The organism is Gordonia caeni, from assembly GCF_039537105.1.
Taxonomy (GTDB): Bacteria; Actinomycetota; Actinomycetes; order Mycobacteriales; family Mycobacteriaceae; genus Gordonia; species Gordonia caeni.
Genome location: NZ_BAAAZW010000004.1, coordinates 118,671 through 134,479, shown reverse-complemented (window position 1 = coordinate 134,479; position 15,809 = coordinate 118,671). Strand labels below are relative to the sequence as shown.

Annotated in this window: 15 protein-coding genes and 2 tRNA genes; 13 read left to right on the top strand and 4 right to left on the bottom strand. The window is 69.7% G+C overall.

What is annotated here, in order from left to right; all coding sequences use genetic code 11:
* The 4 genes from ilvC to ABD732_RS07690 all read left to right on the top strand — a co-directional run bounded on the left by ilvC (position 1) and on the right by ABD732_RS07690 (position 3,452).
* Positions 1–1,014 carry a ketol-acid reductoisomerase gene (gene ilvC / locus ABD732_RS07705; protein WP_344782282.1) on the top strand — a complete coding sequence of 338 codons (1,014 nt, stop codon included), beginning with the start codon at positions 1–3 and terminating at the stop codon, positions 1,012–1,014.
* Between the two features lie 156 nt (positions 1,015–1,170).
* Positions 1,171–1,611 (top strand): SRPBCC family protein, encoded by a 441-nt coding sequence (locus ABD732_RS07700; RefSeq protein WP_344782280.1) that lies wholly within the window; start codon positions 1,171–1,173, stop codon positions 1,609–1,611.
* A gap of 117 nt (positions 1,612–1,728) precedes the next feature.
* The gene (locus tag ABD732_RS07695) at positions 1,729–2,844 is read left to right on the top strand and encodes an S-(hydroxymethyl)mycothiol dehydrogenase (RefSeq protein ID WP_344782278.1); all 1,116 of its coding nucleotides are present in this window, start codon (positions 1,729–1,731) and stop codon (positions 2,842–2,844) included.
* Positions 2,844–3,452, top strand: a complete 609-nt coding sequence (locus ABD732_RS07690; protein WP_344782276.1) for an MBL fold metallo-hydrolase — start codon at positions 2,844–2,846, stop codon at positions 3,450–3,452. The genes ABD732_RS07695 and ABD732_RS07690 overlap by 1 nt, the downstream gene beginning before the upstream one ends.
* A gap of 66 nt (positions 3,453–3,518) precedes the next feature.
* Here ABD732_RS07690 and ABD732_RS07685 read toward each other — a convergent pair whose 3' ends face one another.
* Positions 3,519–4,193 carry a chymotrypsin family serine protease gene (locus ABD732_RS07685; RefSeq protein ID WP_344782274.1) on the bottom strand — a complete coding sequence of 225 codons (675 nt, stop codon included), beginning with the start codon at positions 4,191–4,193 and terminating at the stop codon, positions 3,519–3,521.
* Positions 4,194–4,467: 274 nt separating this feature from the next.
* Between ABD732_RS07685 and serA the strand changes: the two genes are divergently transcribed.
* From serA to ABD732_RS07670, 3 genes are read left to right on the top strand one after another with little or no spacing between them, the layout of a single operon-like run.
* A complete protein-coding gene (gene serA, locus ABD732_RS07680; protein ID WP_344782272.1) occupies positions 4,468–6,063 on the top strand; it encodes a phosphoglycerate dehydrogenase in 1,596 nt (531 codons plus the stop codon).
* Positions 6,060–7,070 (top strand): 3-isopropylmalate dehydrogenase, encoded by a 1,011-nt coding sequence (locus tag ABD732_RS07675; RefSeq protein ID WP_344782270.1) that lies wholly within the window; start codon positions 6,060–6,062, stop codon positions 7,068–7,070. Before serA ends, ABD732_RS07675 begins: the two co-directional genes overlap by 4 nt.
* Before the next feature lie 16 nt (positions 7,071–7,086).
* The gene (locus ABD732_RS07670; protein ID WP_344782268.1) at positions 7,087–8,100 is read left to right on the top strand and encodes a DUF1648 domain-containing protein; all 1,014 of its coding nucleotides are present in this window, start codon (positions 7,087–7,089) and stop codon (positions 8,098–8,100) included.
* Here ABD732_RS07670 and ABD732_RS07665 read toward each other — a convergent pair.
* Positions 8,075–9,328, bottom strand: a complete 1,254-nt coding sequence (locus tag ABD732_RS07665) for an MFS transporter (protein ID WP_344782266.1) — start codon at positions 9,326–9,328, stop codon at positions 8,075–8,077. The two genes, ABD732_RS07670 and ABD732_RS07665, sit on opposite strands and share 26 nt — an antisense overlap.
* Before the next feature lie 100 nt (positions 9,329–9,428).
* Here ABD732_RS07665 and ABD732_RS07660 point away from each other — a divergent pair, with 100 nt between their 5' ends.
* The 5 genes from ABD732_RS07660 (at position 9,429) to ABD732_RS07640 (ending at position 12,941) form a co-directional block, all read left to right on the top strand.
* On the top strand, positions 9,429–10,205 hold the full coding sequence (locus ABD732_RS07660; RefSeq protein WP_344782264.1) for a fumarylacetoacetate hydrolase family protein: 777 nt from the start codon (positions 9,429–9,431) through the stop codon (positions 10,203–10,205).
* Positions 10,202–11,053, top strand: coding sequence for an alpha/beta fold hydrolase (locus tag ABD732_RS07655; RefSeq protein WP_344782262.1), 852 nt, complete (start codon positions 10,202–10,204; stop codon positions 11,051–11,053). Before ABD732_RS07660 ends, ABD732_RS07655 begins: the two co-directional genes overlap by 4 nt.
* Before the next feature lie 56 nt (positions 11,054–11,109).
* Entirely contained in the window at positions 11,110–12,597 is a 1,488-nt protein-coding gene (gene gltX / locus ABD732_RS07650; protein ID WP_344782260.1) for a glutamate--tRNA ligase, read from the top strand.
* A 133-nt stretch (positions 12,598–12,730) separates the two neighbouring features.
* Positions 12,731–12,802, top strand: a tRNA-Gln gene (locus tag ABD732_RS07645).
* A gap of 63 nt (positions 12,803–12,865) precedes the next feature.
* Positions 12,866–12,941: transfer RNA gene (locus ABD732_RS07640), tRNA-Glu, on the top strand.
* A 66-nt stretch (positions 12,942–13,007) separates the two neighbouring features.
* Here the strand turns inward: ABD732_RS07640 and ABD732_RS07635 are convergent.
* Both ABD732_RS07635 and ABD732_RS07630 read right to left on the bottom strand, forming a co-directional pair.
* Positions 13,008–13,532, bottom strand: coding sequence for a PPOX class F420-dependent oxidoreductase (locus ABD732_RS07635; protein WP_344782258.1), 525 nt, complete (start codon positions 13,530–13,532; stop codon positions 13,008–13,010).
* Positions 13,533–13,542: 10 nt separating this feature from the next.
* Positions 13,543–14,244 (bottom strand): IclR family transcriptional regulator, encoded by a 702-nt coding sequence (locus tag ABD732_RS07630; protein ID WP_344782257.1) that lies wholly within the window; start codon positions 14,242–14,244, stop codon positions 13,543–13,545.
* Positions 14,245–14,343: 99 nt separating this feature from the next.
* Here ABD732_RS07630 and leuC point away from each other — a divergent pair, with 99 nt between their 5' ends.
* Positions 14,344–15,786 carry a 3-isopropylmalate dehydratase large subunit gene (gene leuC / locus ABD732_RS07625; RefSeq protein WP_344782255.1) on the top strand — a complete coding sequence of 481 codons (1,443 nt, stop codon included), beginning with the start codon at positions 14,344–14,346 and terminating at the stop codon, positions 15,784–15,786.
* The last annotated feature ends 23 nt before the right edge of the window (positions 15,787–15,809 follow it).

Genomic DNA, 15,809 nt, shown 5'->3' with positions numbered 1-15,809 from the left:
GTGGCAGTCGAGAAGTTCTACGACGACGACGCAGACCTGTCGATCATCCAGGGCAAGAAGGTCGCCGTGATCGGCTACGGCAGCCAGGGCCATGCCCACTCGCTGTCGCTGCGCGACTCCGGCGTCGACGTGGCCATCGGCCTGCGTGAGGGCAGCGCCTCGCGCGAGAAGGCCGCCGAGCAGGGACTGAAGGTCATGACCGCGGCCGAGGCCGCCGAGTGGGCCGACGTCATCATGCTGCTGGCGCCCGACACCAGCCAGGCCAAGATCTTCACCGAGGACATCGAGCCGCACCTCAAGGACGGCGACGCGCTGTTCTTCGGCCACGGCCTCAACATCCACTTCGGGCTGATCAAGCCGCCGGCCAACGTCACCGTGGCGATGGTCGCGCCGAAGGGCCCGGGCCACCTGGTCCGCCGCCAGTTCGTCGACGGCAAGGGCGTTCCCGCGCTCATCGCCGTGCACCAGGATCCGACGGGCGAGGGCCAGGCGCTGGCGCTGAGCTACGCCAAGGGCATCGGCGGCACCCGCGCCGGCGTGCTCAAGACCGACTTCAAGGAAGAGACCGAGACCGACCTCTTCGGTGAGCAGGCCGTGCTGTGCGGCGGCACCGAGGAACTGGTCAAGACCGGTTTCGACGTCCTCGTGGAGGCCGGCTACGAGCCGGAGATGGCCTACTTCGAGTGCCTGCACGAGCTGAAGCTGATCGTCGACCTGATGTACGAGGGCGGCATCGCCCGCATGAACTACTCGGTCTCCGACACCGCTGAGTTCGGCGGCTACCTGTCGGGCCCGCGCGTCATCGACGCCGACACCAAGCAGCGCATGCGTGACATCCTGTCCGACATCCAGGACGGCACCTTCGTCAAGCGCCTGGTCGCCAACGTCGAGAACGGCAACGCCGAGCTCGAAGCCCTCCGCAAGGAGAACGCCGAGCACCCGATCGAGGTGACCGGCAAGAAGCTGCGCGACCTGATGAGCTGGGTGGATCGCCCGATCACCGAAACCGCCTGATCGCACTCACTTCGCTGATCTCCGACGACCCCGCGTTCACTGGTGGACGCGGGGTCGTCGGCATCCCGGCTCGCCGGGCGCGGCCACTCCGATACGATTCGGCGAGATGCGCTGTGCGCAGCGAGACCGTCCGCGAGAACGAGGAGAGATCGATCAATGGGTGAAGTCCGGCACGAGGCAGTCGTCAACGCTCCGCGAGAGCGGGTCTTCGAGTACATCAACGACTATCAGAACGTCCCCGAGTACATGTTCGGCGTCCACAAGTTCACGCCGACCACCGACGTCACCTCCGGACTGGGATCGATCTTCGAGACCGTGATCAAGATCGGCCCGAAGGACCTCAAGTCGACGGTCGAGTGCGTGGAGTGGACCGAGAACGAGGTGATCCGGCTCGAGTCGACCTCCGGATTCGGCGCCAACACCAGCTGGGGATTCGCCGACGGCGACGAGCCCGGCACCACCAAGCTGTCCGTGCAGTTCAACTACGTGCTGCCCGGCGGACTGACCGGCAAGGTCCTCGGCGGAGTGATGGGCCCGTTCGTCGACCAGGCCGTCAAGCACACCGAATCCAAGGTCAAGGCCGCAGTCGAAGGCTGATCTGCCGTCCGGGCCCGCGGCCGCCGGACAGACTGGCTCCGAGCGCGGCGGCACGGCATGATCGACGGGCGAGAGCCCGGTTCACCGCGGAACTATCCGATACCAAGGAGAGAATTCATGAGTCAGGTCGTCAAGGGTGTCATCGCGCGCGCCAAGGGTGCGCCCGTCGAGACGGTCAACATCACGATCCCCGATCCCGGTCCCGGCGAGGCGGTGGTGAAGATCCTCACCTGCGGTGTCTGCCACACCGACCTGCACTACCGGGAAGGCGGGATCAACGACGAGTTCCCGTTCCTCCTCGGGCACGAAGCCGCCGGCATCGTGGAGTCGGTCGGCGACGACGTCTCCGAGGTGGCGCCGGGCGACTTCGTGATCCTCAACTGGCGCGCGGTGTGCGGTCAGTGCCGCGCCTGTCTGCGCGGCGAGCACCAGTACTGCTTCGATTCCAGGAACGCCACGCAGAAGATGACCATCGCCGACGGTGAGGGAGCGGGCACGGAGCTGAGCCCGGCCCTGGGCATCGGCGCCTTCGCGGAGAAGACCCTCGTCGCGGCCGGCCAGTGCACCAAGGTGAACCCGGAGACCCGGCCGGCTGCGGCCGGCCTGCTCGGCTGCGGCGTGATGGCCGGACTGGGTGCGGCCATCAACACCGGCGGCGCCGGCCGCGGCAAGTCGCTCGCCGTGATCGGTTGCGGCGGAGTGGGTGTGGCGGCCATCGCCGGCGGCGCGCTGGCCGGCTCGATGCCGATCATCGCCGTCGACATCGACCCGAAGAAGCTGGCGGCCGCCGAGAAGCTCGGGGCCACGCACACCATCGACTCGTCCAAGGTGGATCCGGTCGAGGAGATCGCCAGGATCTGCGACGAGTACCACCCGGGCGCCGAGGGCGCCGACGTGGTGGTCGACGCCGTCGGGCGGCCGGAGACCTGGAAGCAGGCCTTCTACGCCCGCGACCTGGCCGGCACCGTGGTGCTGGTGGGCGTCCCCAACCCGGACATGACGATCCCGGAGATCCCGCTGGCCGACGTCTTCGGACGCGGCGGCGCGCTCAAGTCGAGCTGGTACGGCGACTGCCTGCCCAGCCGCGACTTCCCGATGCTGGTGGACCTCTACCGTGACGGCCGGCTGGATCTGGACGCCTTCGTCACCGAGGAGATCGGGATCGACGACGTCGAGGGGGCCTTCGACAAGATGCACCACGGTGACGTGCTGCGTTCGGTGGTGGTGATCTGATGACCGCGCGGGTCGATCACACCGTCACCTCCGGAACGTTCAGCCTCGACGGCGAGACCTTCGACGTCGACAACAACGTGTGGGTGGTCGGCGACGATGCCGAGTGCATCGTCATCGACGCCCCGCACTCGGTCGAGAAGATCCTCGACCTGGTCGGCGGTCGCACCGTGACCGCGATCGTCTGCACGCACGCGCACGACGACCACGTCCGGTATGCGCCCGAGCTGGCCGAGGCCACCGGCGCCCCGATCTGGCTGCACCCGGACGACGCCCAGCTGTGGGAGCTGACGCACCCCGGGCGCGCCTGGGACGAGGATCTGGCCGACGGCGCGCAGATCGAGGTCGGTGGCATCGCCCTGACGGTGATCCACACGCCGGGTCACGCGCCCGGCGGGATCTGCCTCTACGCGCCGGATCTGGGGTGCGTCTTCACCGGAGACACCCTGTTCCAGGGCGGACCGGGCGCCACCGGGCGGTCGTTCTCCAGCCGCGAGGTGCTCGAGGACTCCATCCGGGCCCGCCTCTACGATCTGCCCGAGAACACCGTGGTGCACACCGGCCACGGCGACGACACCACCATCGGCGCCGAGAAGGCCGCTCTGGGCTGACCCACACACGGCGAGGGCGCCCGGGGAGATCCCCGGGCGCCCTCGCCGTTGTCGATCGGTTTCCGCTTACACCGGGCGGAAGTTGTTGTAGCCGGCCCGGTTGAGACGCTTGGTGATGGTGCCCATGTTGGTGCCCGTCTCCGGTCCGATGCACGAGACGAAGTAGTAGGCGTTCACCATGCCGACCAGCGTGTTGCCGACCACCACGGGGCTGCCCGAATCGCCTTCGATCACGCACATCTGCGAGAAGTGCGCAGCGCCGTCGGAGAACCAGGTGACGCCGCAGGTGTGACCGGTGGTGCGGCCCTCCTTGCAGATGACGGTCGGGAAGGAGACCGGCTTGTTGCTGATCCGCTTGATGGTGACGCCGCCGACGGTGCTGACCGGACGGACCTTGGCCGCATCCAGTTCGATGATGGCGAGGTCGATGTCGGAGTAGCTCTGAGTGATGGTGCCGATGGGGCCGCGGTTCTGGGCGCGCTCGGACAGGACTCGCTGCCCCGGCTTGCCGCAGTGTCCGGCGGTGAGGGCGATCAGCTTGCCGCGGTTCGGGCCGGCGGTCGGTCGGCCGACCGTGGTCACGGTGCAGGCGGCGGCAGAATTGCCGCCCTTGAGAACCAGGATTCCCGATCCGCCGCCGAGGGAAACGCTCGGTGCGGCCTGGGAGGTTCCCACACCGATTCCACTCAGGGCCAGGATCGCGGCGACCACCGCCGCGAAGACCAGTGCGGTCTTCTTCATGTACAAACTCCGCTCGTGTTGTTCTCGGCTCGCACGCGAACCGTGGACGTGCCTCACTCTATTCTGATCCCGATGGATCTCCGCGGGCGGAGGGCACAGCCTGGTCAAGCTGTGACAGAAACGAGACACCTCGGAAGAATGTACCCGGTCTCACGTGGCGCGCACCACATAGCCAGGTAGCCGGGTGTGCCCGGGGGCCCGGCGGAGCTTAAGGTAGTCGCGTCAGACGCGTGTGTCCTCGCATGCTGCACCGATGAAATCTGGAGAAACCCTAGTGACCGCATCCGGCCGTCCTGTTGTCCTGATCGCCGACAAGCTCGCTCCGTCCACCGTCGAAGCGCTCGGCGGCGACGTCGAGGTCCGGTGGGTCGACGGGCCGGATCGTCCCAAGCTGCTCGAGGCCGTCGCCGGCGCCGACGCGCTGCTGGTCCGCTCGGCCACGACGGTCGACGCCGAGGTCCTCGACGCCGGTAAGAACCTGAAGATCATCGCGCGCGCCGGCGTCGGCCTGGACAACGTCGACGTCCCCGCGGCCACCGAACGCGGCGTGATGGTGGTCAACGCCCCGACCTCCAACATCCATTCGGCGGCCGAGCACGCCATCGCGCTGCTCATGGCGGCCGCGCGCCAGGTGCCCGCCGCCGACACCACCCTGAAGGACAAGACCTGGAAGCGGTCGTCGTTCAACGGTGTCGAGCTGTTCGACAAGACCGTCGGTGTGGTCGGACTCGGCCGCATCGGTCAGCTGGTGGCCGCCCGCCTCGGCGCCTTCGAGACCCACCTGATCGCGTATGACCCCTACGTGTCGGCGGCCCGCGCCGCCCAGTTGGGCATCGAGCTGGTGAGCCTGGACGAGCTCCTCGAGCGCGCCGACTTCATCACCGTGCACCTGCCCAAGACCAAGGAGACGGCCGGCCTGATCGGCGCCGACGAGCTCGCCCGCACCAAGCAGGGCGCCATCATCGTCAACGCCGCCCGCGGCGGCCTGATCGACGAGGCGGCACTGGCCGAATCGATCAAGTCCGGCCATGTGCGTGCCGCCGGCCTGGACGTCTACGCCACCGAGCCGTGCACCGATTCGCCGCTGTTCGACCTAGACGAAGTGGTGGTGACCCCGCACCTGGGCGCCTCCACCGCCGAGGCCCAGGACCGGGCCGGCACCGACGTGGCCAAGAGCGTGCAGCTGGCCTTGGCCGGACAGTTCGTCCCGGACGCGGTCAACATCACCGGCGGACCGGTCGACGACGAGGTCGCCCCGTGGCTCGACCTGTCCCGCAAGCTCGGCCAGCTGGTCGGCGTGATCTCCGAGGCGCAGCCGACCGGGGTCACCGTCGAGATCCGCGGCGAGCTCGCCGCCCGCCCGGCCGACGTCCTCGGCCTGTCGGCGGTGCGCGGCCTGTTCTCGGCCGTCGTGGACGAGCCGGTCACCTTCGTCAACGCCCCGAGCGTCGCCGAAGAGCGCGGCGTCAGCTACGACGTCGTCACCGCCAGCGAGAGCCCCAACCACCGCAGCATGATCGACGTGCGCGCGGTGTTCGCCGACGGCTCCCACGTGAACGTCGCCGGCACCCTCACCGAGCCGCGCGAGGTGGAGAAGATCGTCAACGTCAACGGACGCAACTTCGACCTGCGCGCCGAGGGCAAGAACCTGATCATCAGCTACTCCGACCAGCCGGGCACCCTGGGCAAGATCGGCACGCTGCTGGGCAACGTCGGCGTCGACATCGTCGCCGCCGGCCTGGCGCAGGACCTGGAGGGGCCGGGCGCCACCACCATCCTGCGCGTCGACCGCGCCGTGGACGACGACGTCCTCGACGCCGTGGCCGAGGCAGTCTCGGCCACCCTGATCAAGCAGGTGGACTTCTCATGAAGCTGGCCGTGATCCCCGGTGACGGCATCGGGCCCGAGGTGGTGGAGCAGGCGCTGCGCGTGCTGGAGAAGCTGCACCCCGACGTCGAGACCACCGAGTTCGACTTCGGCGCCCGCCGCTACCACTCGACCGGTGAACTCCTCACCGACGACGACGTGGCCGCCCTGCGCGAGCACGATGCGATCCTGCTCGGCGCGATCGGTGATCCGTCGGTGCCGTCCGGTGTGCTCGAACGCGGTTTCCTGCTGAAGCTGCGGTTCCTCCTCGATCATCACGTGAACCTCCGGCCGTCGGTCCTGTACGACGGCGTCGCCTCGCCGCTGGCGGGCGAGCAGGACATCGACTTCGTGGTGGTCCGCGAGGGCACCGAGGGGCCGTACACCGGCAACGGCGGTGCGATCCGGGTGGGCACCCCGCACGAGGTCGCCACCGAGGTCAGCGTGAACACCCGGTACGGCATCGAGCGGGTGGTGCGCGACGCCTTCGCCCGCGCCCAGCAGCGCTCGAAGAAGCTCACCCTGGTGCACAAGACCAACGTCCTGACCTTCGCCGGTTCCATGTGGGCGCGCACCGTCGACGAGGTGGCCACGGAGTTCCCCGAGGTGAGCGTGGACTACTGCCACGTGGACGCCGCGATGATCTACCTGGTGACCGACCCGAGCCGGTTCGACGTGATCGTCACCGACAACCTGTTCGGCGACATCGTCACCGACCTGGCGGCCGCGGTCTCCGGCGGTATCGGCCTGGCGGCGTCAGGCAACATCGACGCCACCGGCACCAACCCGTCGATGTTCGAGCCGGTCCACGGCAGCGCCCCGGACATCGCGGGCCGCCGGCTGGCCGATCCGACGGCCGCGATCCTGTCGGCCGCGCTGTTGCTGCGTCACCTGGGCGACGACGCCGGAGCCGCCCGCATCGAGGCGGCCGTGGCGGCCGACGTGGCCGCGCGCGGAGACCAGCGCGGATCCACCACCGAGGTCGGGGACCGGATCCTGGAATCGCTGTGACCGAGCCGGTGCGGTGGTGACCGATCCGGAGAACCCCGGGCGGTCCGACCGCGGCGCCACGCTGTTGCGCGCCGTGCCGGCGCTGATCGTCGCGCTCGCCGGACTGGTCGGTGCGCTGCTCGTCGACGGCTGGCGGGTCCGGCTGCCCGATCCGGTCGCCACGCACTGGGGCTCGGGCGGCACGCCGGACGGATTCACGTCCGTCGACGGCGTAGTGGTCTCGGTGGCGGTCACAGCCGCGGTCGGGGCCGCGCTGTGTCTGGTGACCTTCGTCCGGCGGGTGGAGGCGACCACCCGCCGTATCCTGGCCGGAACTTTCTGCGGCACCGCCGTTTTCGTCATCGTGCTGATCGTCGCCCTCACCGGCGCGCAGCTGGACCTGGCCCATTCGGCGGCCGCACCGCTGTCGGGCTGGGCGTTCCTGCTCGCCGCCGCCGGCGGTGTGCTGACCGGCGTCGCGGCCGGTTACGTACTGCCCGCCGCCACCGGTGATGGCGACTCGCCGCAGGTGGTGGGGGAGGTCCCGGTGTCCGCGCCGCCGGCCGGCGTCGGCGTCCTCTGGTCCGGCCGCACCACGTACGCGCCCACCGCGATGATCGTGCTGGCGTCGTCGGTGCTGGCCCTGCTTGGCGTCGCGGTCGTGGTCGGGATGTGGGCGATCCTGCTCCCGGTGGCACTGGTGATCGCCGTGGCGACCGTGGCCACCGGTCTGGTGCGAGTCACCGTCTCCGCCCAGCAGGTGCGTTTCGCCGGTCCGCTGGGCCGGCCGCGCGTGCTGATCCCGCTCGCCGAGATCGAGCGCGCAGAAGTGGTTCCGGTCAGTGCACTGAAGGACTTCGGCGGCTGGGGCCTCCGGATCGGCTTCTCCGCGAAGCTGAAGGGCGCGGCGGGTTTCGTCCTCCGCTCCGGGCCCGGCCTGGTGGTGGTACGCACCGGCGACGCGCCGAAGCCGTTCCGCCGCGACGTGGTGGTGGTCGACGACGCGGCGACGGCCGCGGCGACCATCAACTCGCTCCTGATCGAGGAATGACCTCTTCCTCCCGGGGACGCGGGTCACCGGGGATCAGCGGCAGTGCCAGGACCGGAGCGGCCGCGACGATCGCGAAGACGGCCGGATAGCCGAGGCGCTCGATCGCCGCACCCAGGATCGGAGTCGCCGCCGCCATGGTGACGAACTGTGCGGTGTTCTGGACCCCCAGGGCTCGGCCGCTCCAGAACGGGCCCGCCGATTCGGCGATGGCCGTGAACGCCAGACCGTTGTCGGCCACGGTGGCGATGGAGGCCAGCACCATCATGGCCGGTGCCAGGGCGCTGTCGAACTGATCGGTCAGTGCCAGCGCCGCCATCGTCACCGCGGCGGCCACCGCGATCACCCGGACCGGCCGCATGCGCGAACCCCACACGTCGGACACCCGTCCCGCGGCGATCCGGCCGAGTGCACCCAGCACCTGCGTCACCGTCACGAGCACGCCGGCGCCCAGGGGGGTCCACCCCTGGGCGATGATCAGCCACGCCGGAACGAAGGTCCACAACATGTTCTGGCCGATCACCAGGAGCACGCTGAACGCGTGGATCCGCCACAGGTAGGTGCTCGACCGATACGGATTGCCGTCCGGCTGTGCGGCGAGCACCGACGCCGGCAGCGGCGGATCGACGATGCCCAGGTACACCGTCAGCAGGCCGAGAGCCGTCACGGCGGCCGGGACGGCCAGCGCCGCGGCCACTCCGGCCGTGGAGGCCAGCACCGGCATCGACAGCGCGAGGACGGCGATGCCCAGCGGCTGCGCCATCTGCCGGATGCCCATCGCGGTGCCCCGCTGGTCGGCGGGGAAGAAGCCGATGACGATCCGGCCGCTGGCCCCATTGGCGGCGCCCGAGCCCACCCCGCCGACCAGCAGTGCGGCACCGAGTACCCACTCGGACGCGCCGATTCCGGCGGCCGCGGCAGCTCCGGTGGTGCCGACCAGCGTGATCAGCAGGGAGATCAGCAGGACCCGGCGCTCCCCGAACCGGTCCAGGGCCCAGCCCCAAGCGAGGATCGCCACCGTGATGCCCACGGTCGGCACGGCGGCGAGCAGAGCTGCGGTGCCCAGCGACATGCCGTCGTCGTGCAGAGCCGGGATCACGTAGGCGAATCCGCTGGTGGCGGCGGTGGCCGTCATCGCGGCGATCAGCGAGCAGACCAGAATGCCCCAGCGGCGTGCCCGCGTCGGGGCCGCGGGGTGGTCGTGCAACGCCGCCGCCGTTCTCCGTTTCACGCTCTACCCACCGCCTTGTCTCATATAGTGATATTCAAGTATCAGAGTGTAGTACACCCGTGCGCGGCGGCCCCGGGCGGTGCTGCGCTAATCTGGCGGCATGAAACTCGCTCGTGTCGCAACGCCGGACGGGATGGCCTTCGTGGCCGTCGAGGGTGACGAGGGTGGACAGGTCGCGCGGGAGATCGCCGAGCACCCCTTCGGGGAGCCGACCTTCACCGGTCGCAGCTGGCCGCTGAATCAGACCCGGTTGCTCGCTCCGATCCTCGCCAGCAAGATCGTCGCCATCGGCAAGAACTATGCGGAGCACGCCGCCGAGATGGCTCCCGAGGGCGAGGCTCCGTCCGATCCGGTGATCTTCATGAAGCCGAGCACCTCCATCATCGGGCCCGGGGTGCCCATCGTGCGGCCGCCGTCCTCCGAGCGCGTCGACTACGAGGGAGAGCTGGCGGTGGTGATCGGCCGCCCGTGCAAGGACGTGAAGGCCGCGCAGGCGGCGGGTGTGATCCTCGGTTACACCATCGCCAACGACGTCACCGCCCGCGATCAGCAGCGCCACGACGGCCAGTGGACCCGTGCCAAGAGCTACGACAGCTTCTGCCCGCTCGGACCGTGGATCGAGACCGCGATCGACCCGTCCGATCTGGCCATCCGCACCGAACTGGACGGCGAGGTGAAGCAGTCCAGTCGAACCTCCAAGCTGATCCACAGCGTCGGCGACATCGTCGAATGGGTCTCCGGCGTGATGACGCTGATGCCCGGCGACGTGATCCTCACGGGAACCCCCGCGGGCGTGGGGCCGATGACCGCAGGCCAGACCGTCTCGGTGACCGTCGAGGGGATCGGCACCCTCGCCAATCCCGTCGTCGACAAGTGACCGCCGCCGGCCGCCGCCCCGCTCCGCCGCGCCCGGCGACCGCGGAACTGAACGGCATCACCGTCTCGTACGCCGAATCCGGCGAGGGGCCGTTGGTGCTGATGATCATGGGCACCGGCAGCCCGGGGCGGGTGTGGCAGGCCCACCAGGTGCCCGCGCTGGTCCGCGCGGGCTTCCGGGTGGTCACCTTCGACAACCGCGGCATCCCGCCGACCAGCGAGTGCCCCGACGGCTTCACCCTGGCCGACATGGTGGACGACACCGCCGCGCTGATCGAGCATCTGGGGGCGCCGGCGCTGGTGGTCGGCACCTCGCTGGGTGCGCGCATCGCGCAGGAGTTGACCCTGAGCCGGCCCGACTTGGTCCGCGGTGTGGCGCTGCTGGGCACCTACGGGCGGGTGACGCCGCTGGTGTCGGCGTTCTCGGCGGGCGAGCTCGCCCTCATCGACGCAGGCATCGAACTGCCCGGCGACTATCACGCCGCGATCACCGCGAAACAGAATCTGTCGCCGCACACCCTGGCCGACGACCGCGCCGCCCGTGACTGGCTCGACGTGATCGGCTTCGGCGGCCAGACCCGGTCGGCGGGTCTGCGTGCCCAGCTGAGCCTGCCCGAGCGCGAGGAGAACCGGCTGGCCGCCTACGCCGGCATCGACCGGCCCTGCCTGGTGGTCGGTTTCGCCGACGACCAGACGTTGCCGGTGCAGCTGGCGCGGGAGGTCGCCGAGGCGGTTCCGGGGTCGCGCTACGCCGAGGTGGAGCGTGCCGGGCACTTCGGCTACCTGGAGCACCCGGAGACCGTCAACGAGCTGCTGATCGACTTCCTGCGCGGTGTCGCGGGCGAGTGAGCGCCGCGCCTCTCCTGGCTGATCGGGCCCGGCGCTGACCCATTACGCTGACCTGCATGACCGTCCGCGTTCGCTTCTGCCCGTCACCCACCGGAACCCCGCACGTCGGCCTGGCCCGCACCGCGCTGTTCAACTTCGCTCAGGCCCGTCACGACAGCGGTACCTTCGTCTTCCGCATCGAAGACACCGACGCCGCCCGCGACAGCGAGGAGAGCTACGAGGCCATCCTCGACGCCCTGCGCTGGCTGGGGCTGGACTGGGACGAGGGGCCCGAGGTGGGCGGCCCGTACGGGCCGTACCGGCAGTCCGAGCGCAAGCAGCTGCACCGCGACGTGGTCGACCGCCTGGTGGAGGCGGGCTACGCCTACCCGGCCTACTCGACCCCCGACGAGGTCGAAGCCCGGCACAAGGCCGCCGGCCGCGACCCCAAGCTCGGCTACGACAACTTCGATCGCGACCTGACCGACGAGCAGCGCGCGGAGTTCGCCGCCGCCGGCCGGGGCGCCGTGATCCGGTTGCGGATGCCCGACGAGGACATCACCTGGGACGACCTCGTCCGCGGCACCACCACCATCAAGGCCGGGACGGTTCCCGACTTCGCCCTCACTCGCTCCGGCGCACCGGGGGAGGCGGGCGACCCGTTGTACACGCTGGTGAACCCGGTCGACGACGCCATGATGAAGATCACCCACGTGCTGCGCGGCGAGGACCTGCTGCCGTCGACACCGCGGCAGATCGCGCTGTACCGCGCGCTGACCGAGCTCGGCATCGCCGACGGGGTGCCCGAGTTCGGACACCTGCCCTTCGTGATGGGCGACGGCAACAAGAAGCTGTCCAAGCGGGATCCGGCGTCGAATCTGTTCCACCATCGCGACCGCGGCTTCCTGCCGGAGGGGCTGCTGAACTATCTGGCCCTGCTCGGCTGGGGGCTGTCCGGCGACAACGACGTCTTCACGCTCGACGAGATGATCGCCGCCTTCGACGTGCGCAATGTGAACTCCAACCCGGCGCGCTTCGACCAGCGCAAGGCCGACGCGATCAACGCCGAGCACATCCGCCGGCTCACCCCGGCCGACTTCGCCGGCCGGCTGCGCCACTACCTGGTGGAGCGCGGTCACCTCACCGAGCCCGTCGACGACGCCGTCTTCGGACCGCTCGCCGACCTGGTGCAGACCCGCATCCAGGTGCTCGGTGACGCCTGGGACCTGATCAAGTTCGCCTACGTCGCCGACGAGGACTTCACCTTCGACGAGAAGTCGGCCGCCAAGAATCTGGGCGCCGACGCGGCGGGAGTCCTCGACGCCGCGATCGCCGCGTGCGAGGGGGTCGACACGTGGGAGACCGCGGTCCTGGAGGAGGCTCTCAAGGCCGCCCTGATCGACGGTCTCGAGCTGAAGCCGCGCAAGGCGTACGGGCCGGTCCGCGTGGGTGTCACCGGTGCCGCGGTGAGCCCTCCGCTGTTCGAATCCATGGAGATCCTGGGCCGCGAGACCACGCTGCGCCGGCTGGCGCAGGCCCGCGAAGTGGCCGCAGCCGCGGGCTAGGGGCCCCGCTTCCCGGCGGCCTACGGCCCTGTGACCAGGCGATTTGTAGTTTGGGGGTGGTGTCTTGGTAATCTTTCTTCCGGTTCGGAACGAAGCGGAGAATGAGCTCGCCGCCGAGATCCGGGAAAACCCTTGGGGTATGGTGTAATTGGCAACACAGCGGTTTCTGGTACCGCCATTCTAGGTTCGAGTCCTGGTACCCCAGCGAGTCATACGGGGTCACCCGTGTCTCTCAAAACCGAATAGCTCGCTTGCCGAGCAGTTCTAGGGCCCCGTCGTCTAGCGGCCTAGGACGCCGCCCTCTCAAGGCGGTAGCGCGGGTTCGAATCCCGTCGGGGCTACCAGAAGCAGGCCCGCACCGTTCCCGGTGCGGGCCTGCTTCGTCTTCGGATTCTGCGGTACTGGTCGCGTCAGAGGTACTGGGCGGTGGAGCCGGCGACCGGCATCTCGGGCAGGTTCAGCTTGCGGTGGTCCCACGAGCGGATCCGCCCGGGCACCACCCGCACCGCCACGCGCTTGTGCATCATCGCGTCCACGGCCGGACGCAGTTCTTCGCTGTACGGGCCGTTGTAGCGCTCCCAGACGCTGATCCCGGTCTGCAGGCAGCTGTCCGGGTCGTCGAGCACCTCCGCCGTGCCCTCGATGGCGACTCCGCGGAGGGTGTCGTAGGTGTGCCCGTCCTCGATCATCACGGTGATGCGCGGATCGCGGAGCATGTTCACCGCCTTCTGCGACTTCACCTTGGTCTCGAACCAGACCTCGGGAATCGGGGAGGCGGCATCGGCGGCGGGTTCGACGACGCCGTACCACATGGCGACCAGGTGCGGCTGGCCGTCGGCGCCGACGGTGGCGAGGGTGGCGGTACGGCTGTGGCGGATGAAGTCGGCGATCTCGGTGTCCGACATGACGATCTGATTGCGCTGGTTGGTTCCCATGGATCCGACGCTACAGCCGAGCGCCGATCCGCTGGGCGGCAGTGAGAAGGTCGTCGGCCCATCGTTCCCCCGGGCGGCGGCCCATGCGCTCGATCGGGCCGGACACCGAGACCGCGGCCACCACCTCGCCACCGCCGTCGTAGACCGGGGCGGAGACGCTTGCGACGCCGTCGGCGCGTTCGCCGGCGCTCTGCGCCCAGCCGCGCCGGCGGATCTCGGCCAGAGCGCGCTCGGTGAAGCCGGCCGCGCCGAACAGCGACTCCCGGGTCTCGGTGTCGGCGAACGCGGCCAGGACGCGGGCGGCCGAGCCCGCCGTCATCGGCAGCCGCATGCCGACCGGCACGGTGTTGCGCAGACCCGTGGGCGGCTCGACGGCGGCGATGCACACCCGTTCGGCGCCCTCGCGCCGGTACAGCTGCACCGACTCGCCGGTGGCCTCCTGCAGGCCGGGCAAGACGTGCAGTGCCGCTTCCCGGACGGCGTCCGGCGCGGCGGCGGCGAGCCGTCGTAGGCCCGGACCGGGGATCCAGCGCCCGGTGCCGTCGCGGGCCACCAGCAGATGGGCCTCCAGGCCCACGGCCAGGCGGTGGGCGGTCGCGCGGGGGAGTCCGGTCGCCTCGGTGAGCTCGGCGAGATTGCACGGCCGCTGCGCGACCGTCTGCAGGACCAGCACCGATTTGTCTAGGACACCGATTCCGCTAGAATTTCCCATACGACGATATTAACTGTCCATATATTGAGATTGCCAGTCCACGCAGGCGACAGCCCCGAAGCCGGTGGAGGCGGCAAGACGCGAAAGTCGAGTGTGCTCATGACTCAGTCACCAGCAACCAGCGCGCCCCGCACGCTGGCGGAGAAGGTCTGGGACGACCACGTGGTGGTCCCCGGCCGGGTCGACGAGAACGGCGAGACCGGTCCCGACCTGATCTACATCGACCTGCACCTGGTCCACGAGGTGACCAGTCCGCAGGCCTTCGACGGCCTCCGGGTGGCCGGCCGCAAGCTGCGCCGTCCCGACCTGACGATCGCGACCGAGGACCACAACGTCCCCACCACCGACATCTTCAGCCCGATCGCCGACCAGGTCTCGGCGCTGCAGGTGGAGACGCTGCGCCGCAACTGTGCCGAGTTCGGTGTGCGTCTGTACCCGATGGGCGACGACGAGCAGGGCATCGTCCACGTGGTCGGCCCGCAGCTGGGGCTGACCCAGCCCGGCATGACGGTGGTCTGCGGCGACAGCCACACCTCCACGCACGGCGCCTTCGGTGCCATCGCGATGGGCATCGGCACCTCCGAGGTGGAGCACGTGATGGCCACCCAGACGCTGTCGCTGCGCCCGTTCAAGACCATGGCCATCAACGTCGACGGCGAACTGCCGCCGGGCGTCACCGCCAAGGATCTGATTCTGGCGATCATCGCCGAGATCGGCACCGGCGGCGGACAGGGGCACGTCCTGGAGTACCGCGGCCCGGCGATCGAGAAGCTGTCGATGGAAGCACGCATGACCATCTGCAACATGTCGATCGAAGCCGGTGCCCGCGCCGGCATGATCGCCCCCGACCAGATCACCTACGACTTCCTGAAGGGCCGTCCGCACGCCCCGCAGGGCGACGACTGGGATGCGGCCGTCCAGTACTGGGACAGCCTGCAGACCGATCCCGGAGCGGTCTACGACCGTGAGGTCCACATCGACGCCTCCGCGCTGACCCCGTTCGTCACCTGGGGCACCAACCCCGGGCAGGGGCTGCCCCTGGGGGCGGACGTTCCGAACCCGGCCGACATCCTGGACGAGACGCAGGCCCTGGCCGCCGAGCGTGCGCTGGAGTACATGGACCTCACCCCGGGTACCCCGCTGCGCGAGGTGGAAGTGAACACCGTCTTCGTCGGCTCGTGCACCAACGGCCGCATCGAAGACCTGCGGGCGGTCGCCGACGTTCTCAAGGACCGCAAGGTGGCCGACGGGGTCCGCATGCTCGTGGTGCCCGGCTCGATGAAGGTGCGCGCGCAGGCCGAAGCCGAAGGTCTCGGCGAGATCTTCACCGGTGCCGGAGCTGAGTGGCGGATGGCCGGCTGCTCGATGTGCCTGGGCATGAACCCCGACCAGTTGTCACCGGGCGACCGGTGCGCGTCCACCTCCAACCGCAATTTCGAAGGGCGCCAAGGCAAGGGCGGCCGCACCCACCTGGTGTCGCCGGCCGTCGCCGCGGCGACCGCGGTGCGCGGCCGGCTGGCCGCACCCGCCGATCTGGACTGACCAGCGAGACTCCCAGCGAGAGA

What these genes read in the sequence shown, in the direction of transcription:
- ABD732_RS07685 (WP_344782274.1), bottom strand. Translation starts at nt 4,193, where the DNA reads ATGAAGAAGACCGCACTGGTCTTCGCGGCGGTGGTCGCCGCGATCCTG.
- ABD732_RS07695 (WP_344782278.1), top strand. Translation starts at nt 1,729, where the DNA reads ATGAGTCAGGTCGTCAAGGGTGTCATCGCGCGCGCCAAGGGTGCGCCC.
- gltX (WP_344782260.1), top strand. Translation starts at nt 11,110, where the DNA reads ATGACCGTCCGCGTTCGCTTCTGCCCGTCACCCACCGGAACCCCGCAC.
- ABD732_RS07635 (WP_344782258.1), bottom strand. Translation starts at nt 13,532, where the DNA reads ATGGGAACCAACCAGCGCAATCAGATCGTCATGTCGGACACCGAGATC.
- ABD732_RS07690 (WP_344782276.1), top strand. Translation starts at nt 2,844, where the DNA reads ATGACCGCGCGGGTCGATCACACCGTCACCTCCGGAACGTTCAGCCTC.
- ABD732_RS07700 (WP_344782280.1), top strand. Translation starts at nt 1,171, where the DNA reads ATGGGTGAAGTCCGGCACGAGGCAGTCGTCAACGCTCCGCGAGAGCGG.
- ABD732_RS07675 (WP_344782270.1), top strand. Translation starts at nt 6,060, where the DNA reads ATGAAGCTGGCCGTGATCCCCGGTGACGGCATCGGGCCCGAGGTGGTG.
- ABD732_RS07630 (WP_344782257.1), bottom strand. Translation starts at nt 14,244, where the DNA reads ATGGGAAATTCTAGCGGAATCGGTGTCCTAGACAAATCGGTGCTGGTC.
- leuC (WP_344782255.1), top strand. Translation starts at nt 14,344, where the DNA reads ATGACTCAGTCACCAGCAACCAGCGCGCCCCGCACGCTGGCGGAGAAG.
- ABD732_RS07660 (WP_344782264.1), top strand. Translation starts at nt 9,429, where the DNA reads ATGAAACTCGCTCGTGTCGCAACGCCGGACGGGATGGCCTTCGTGGCC.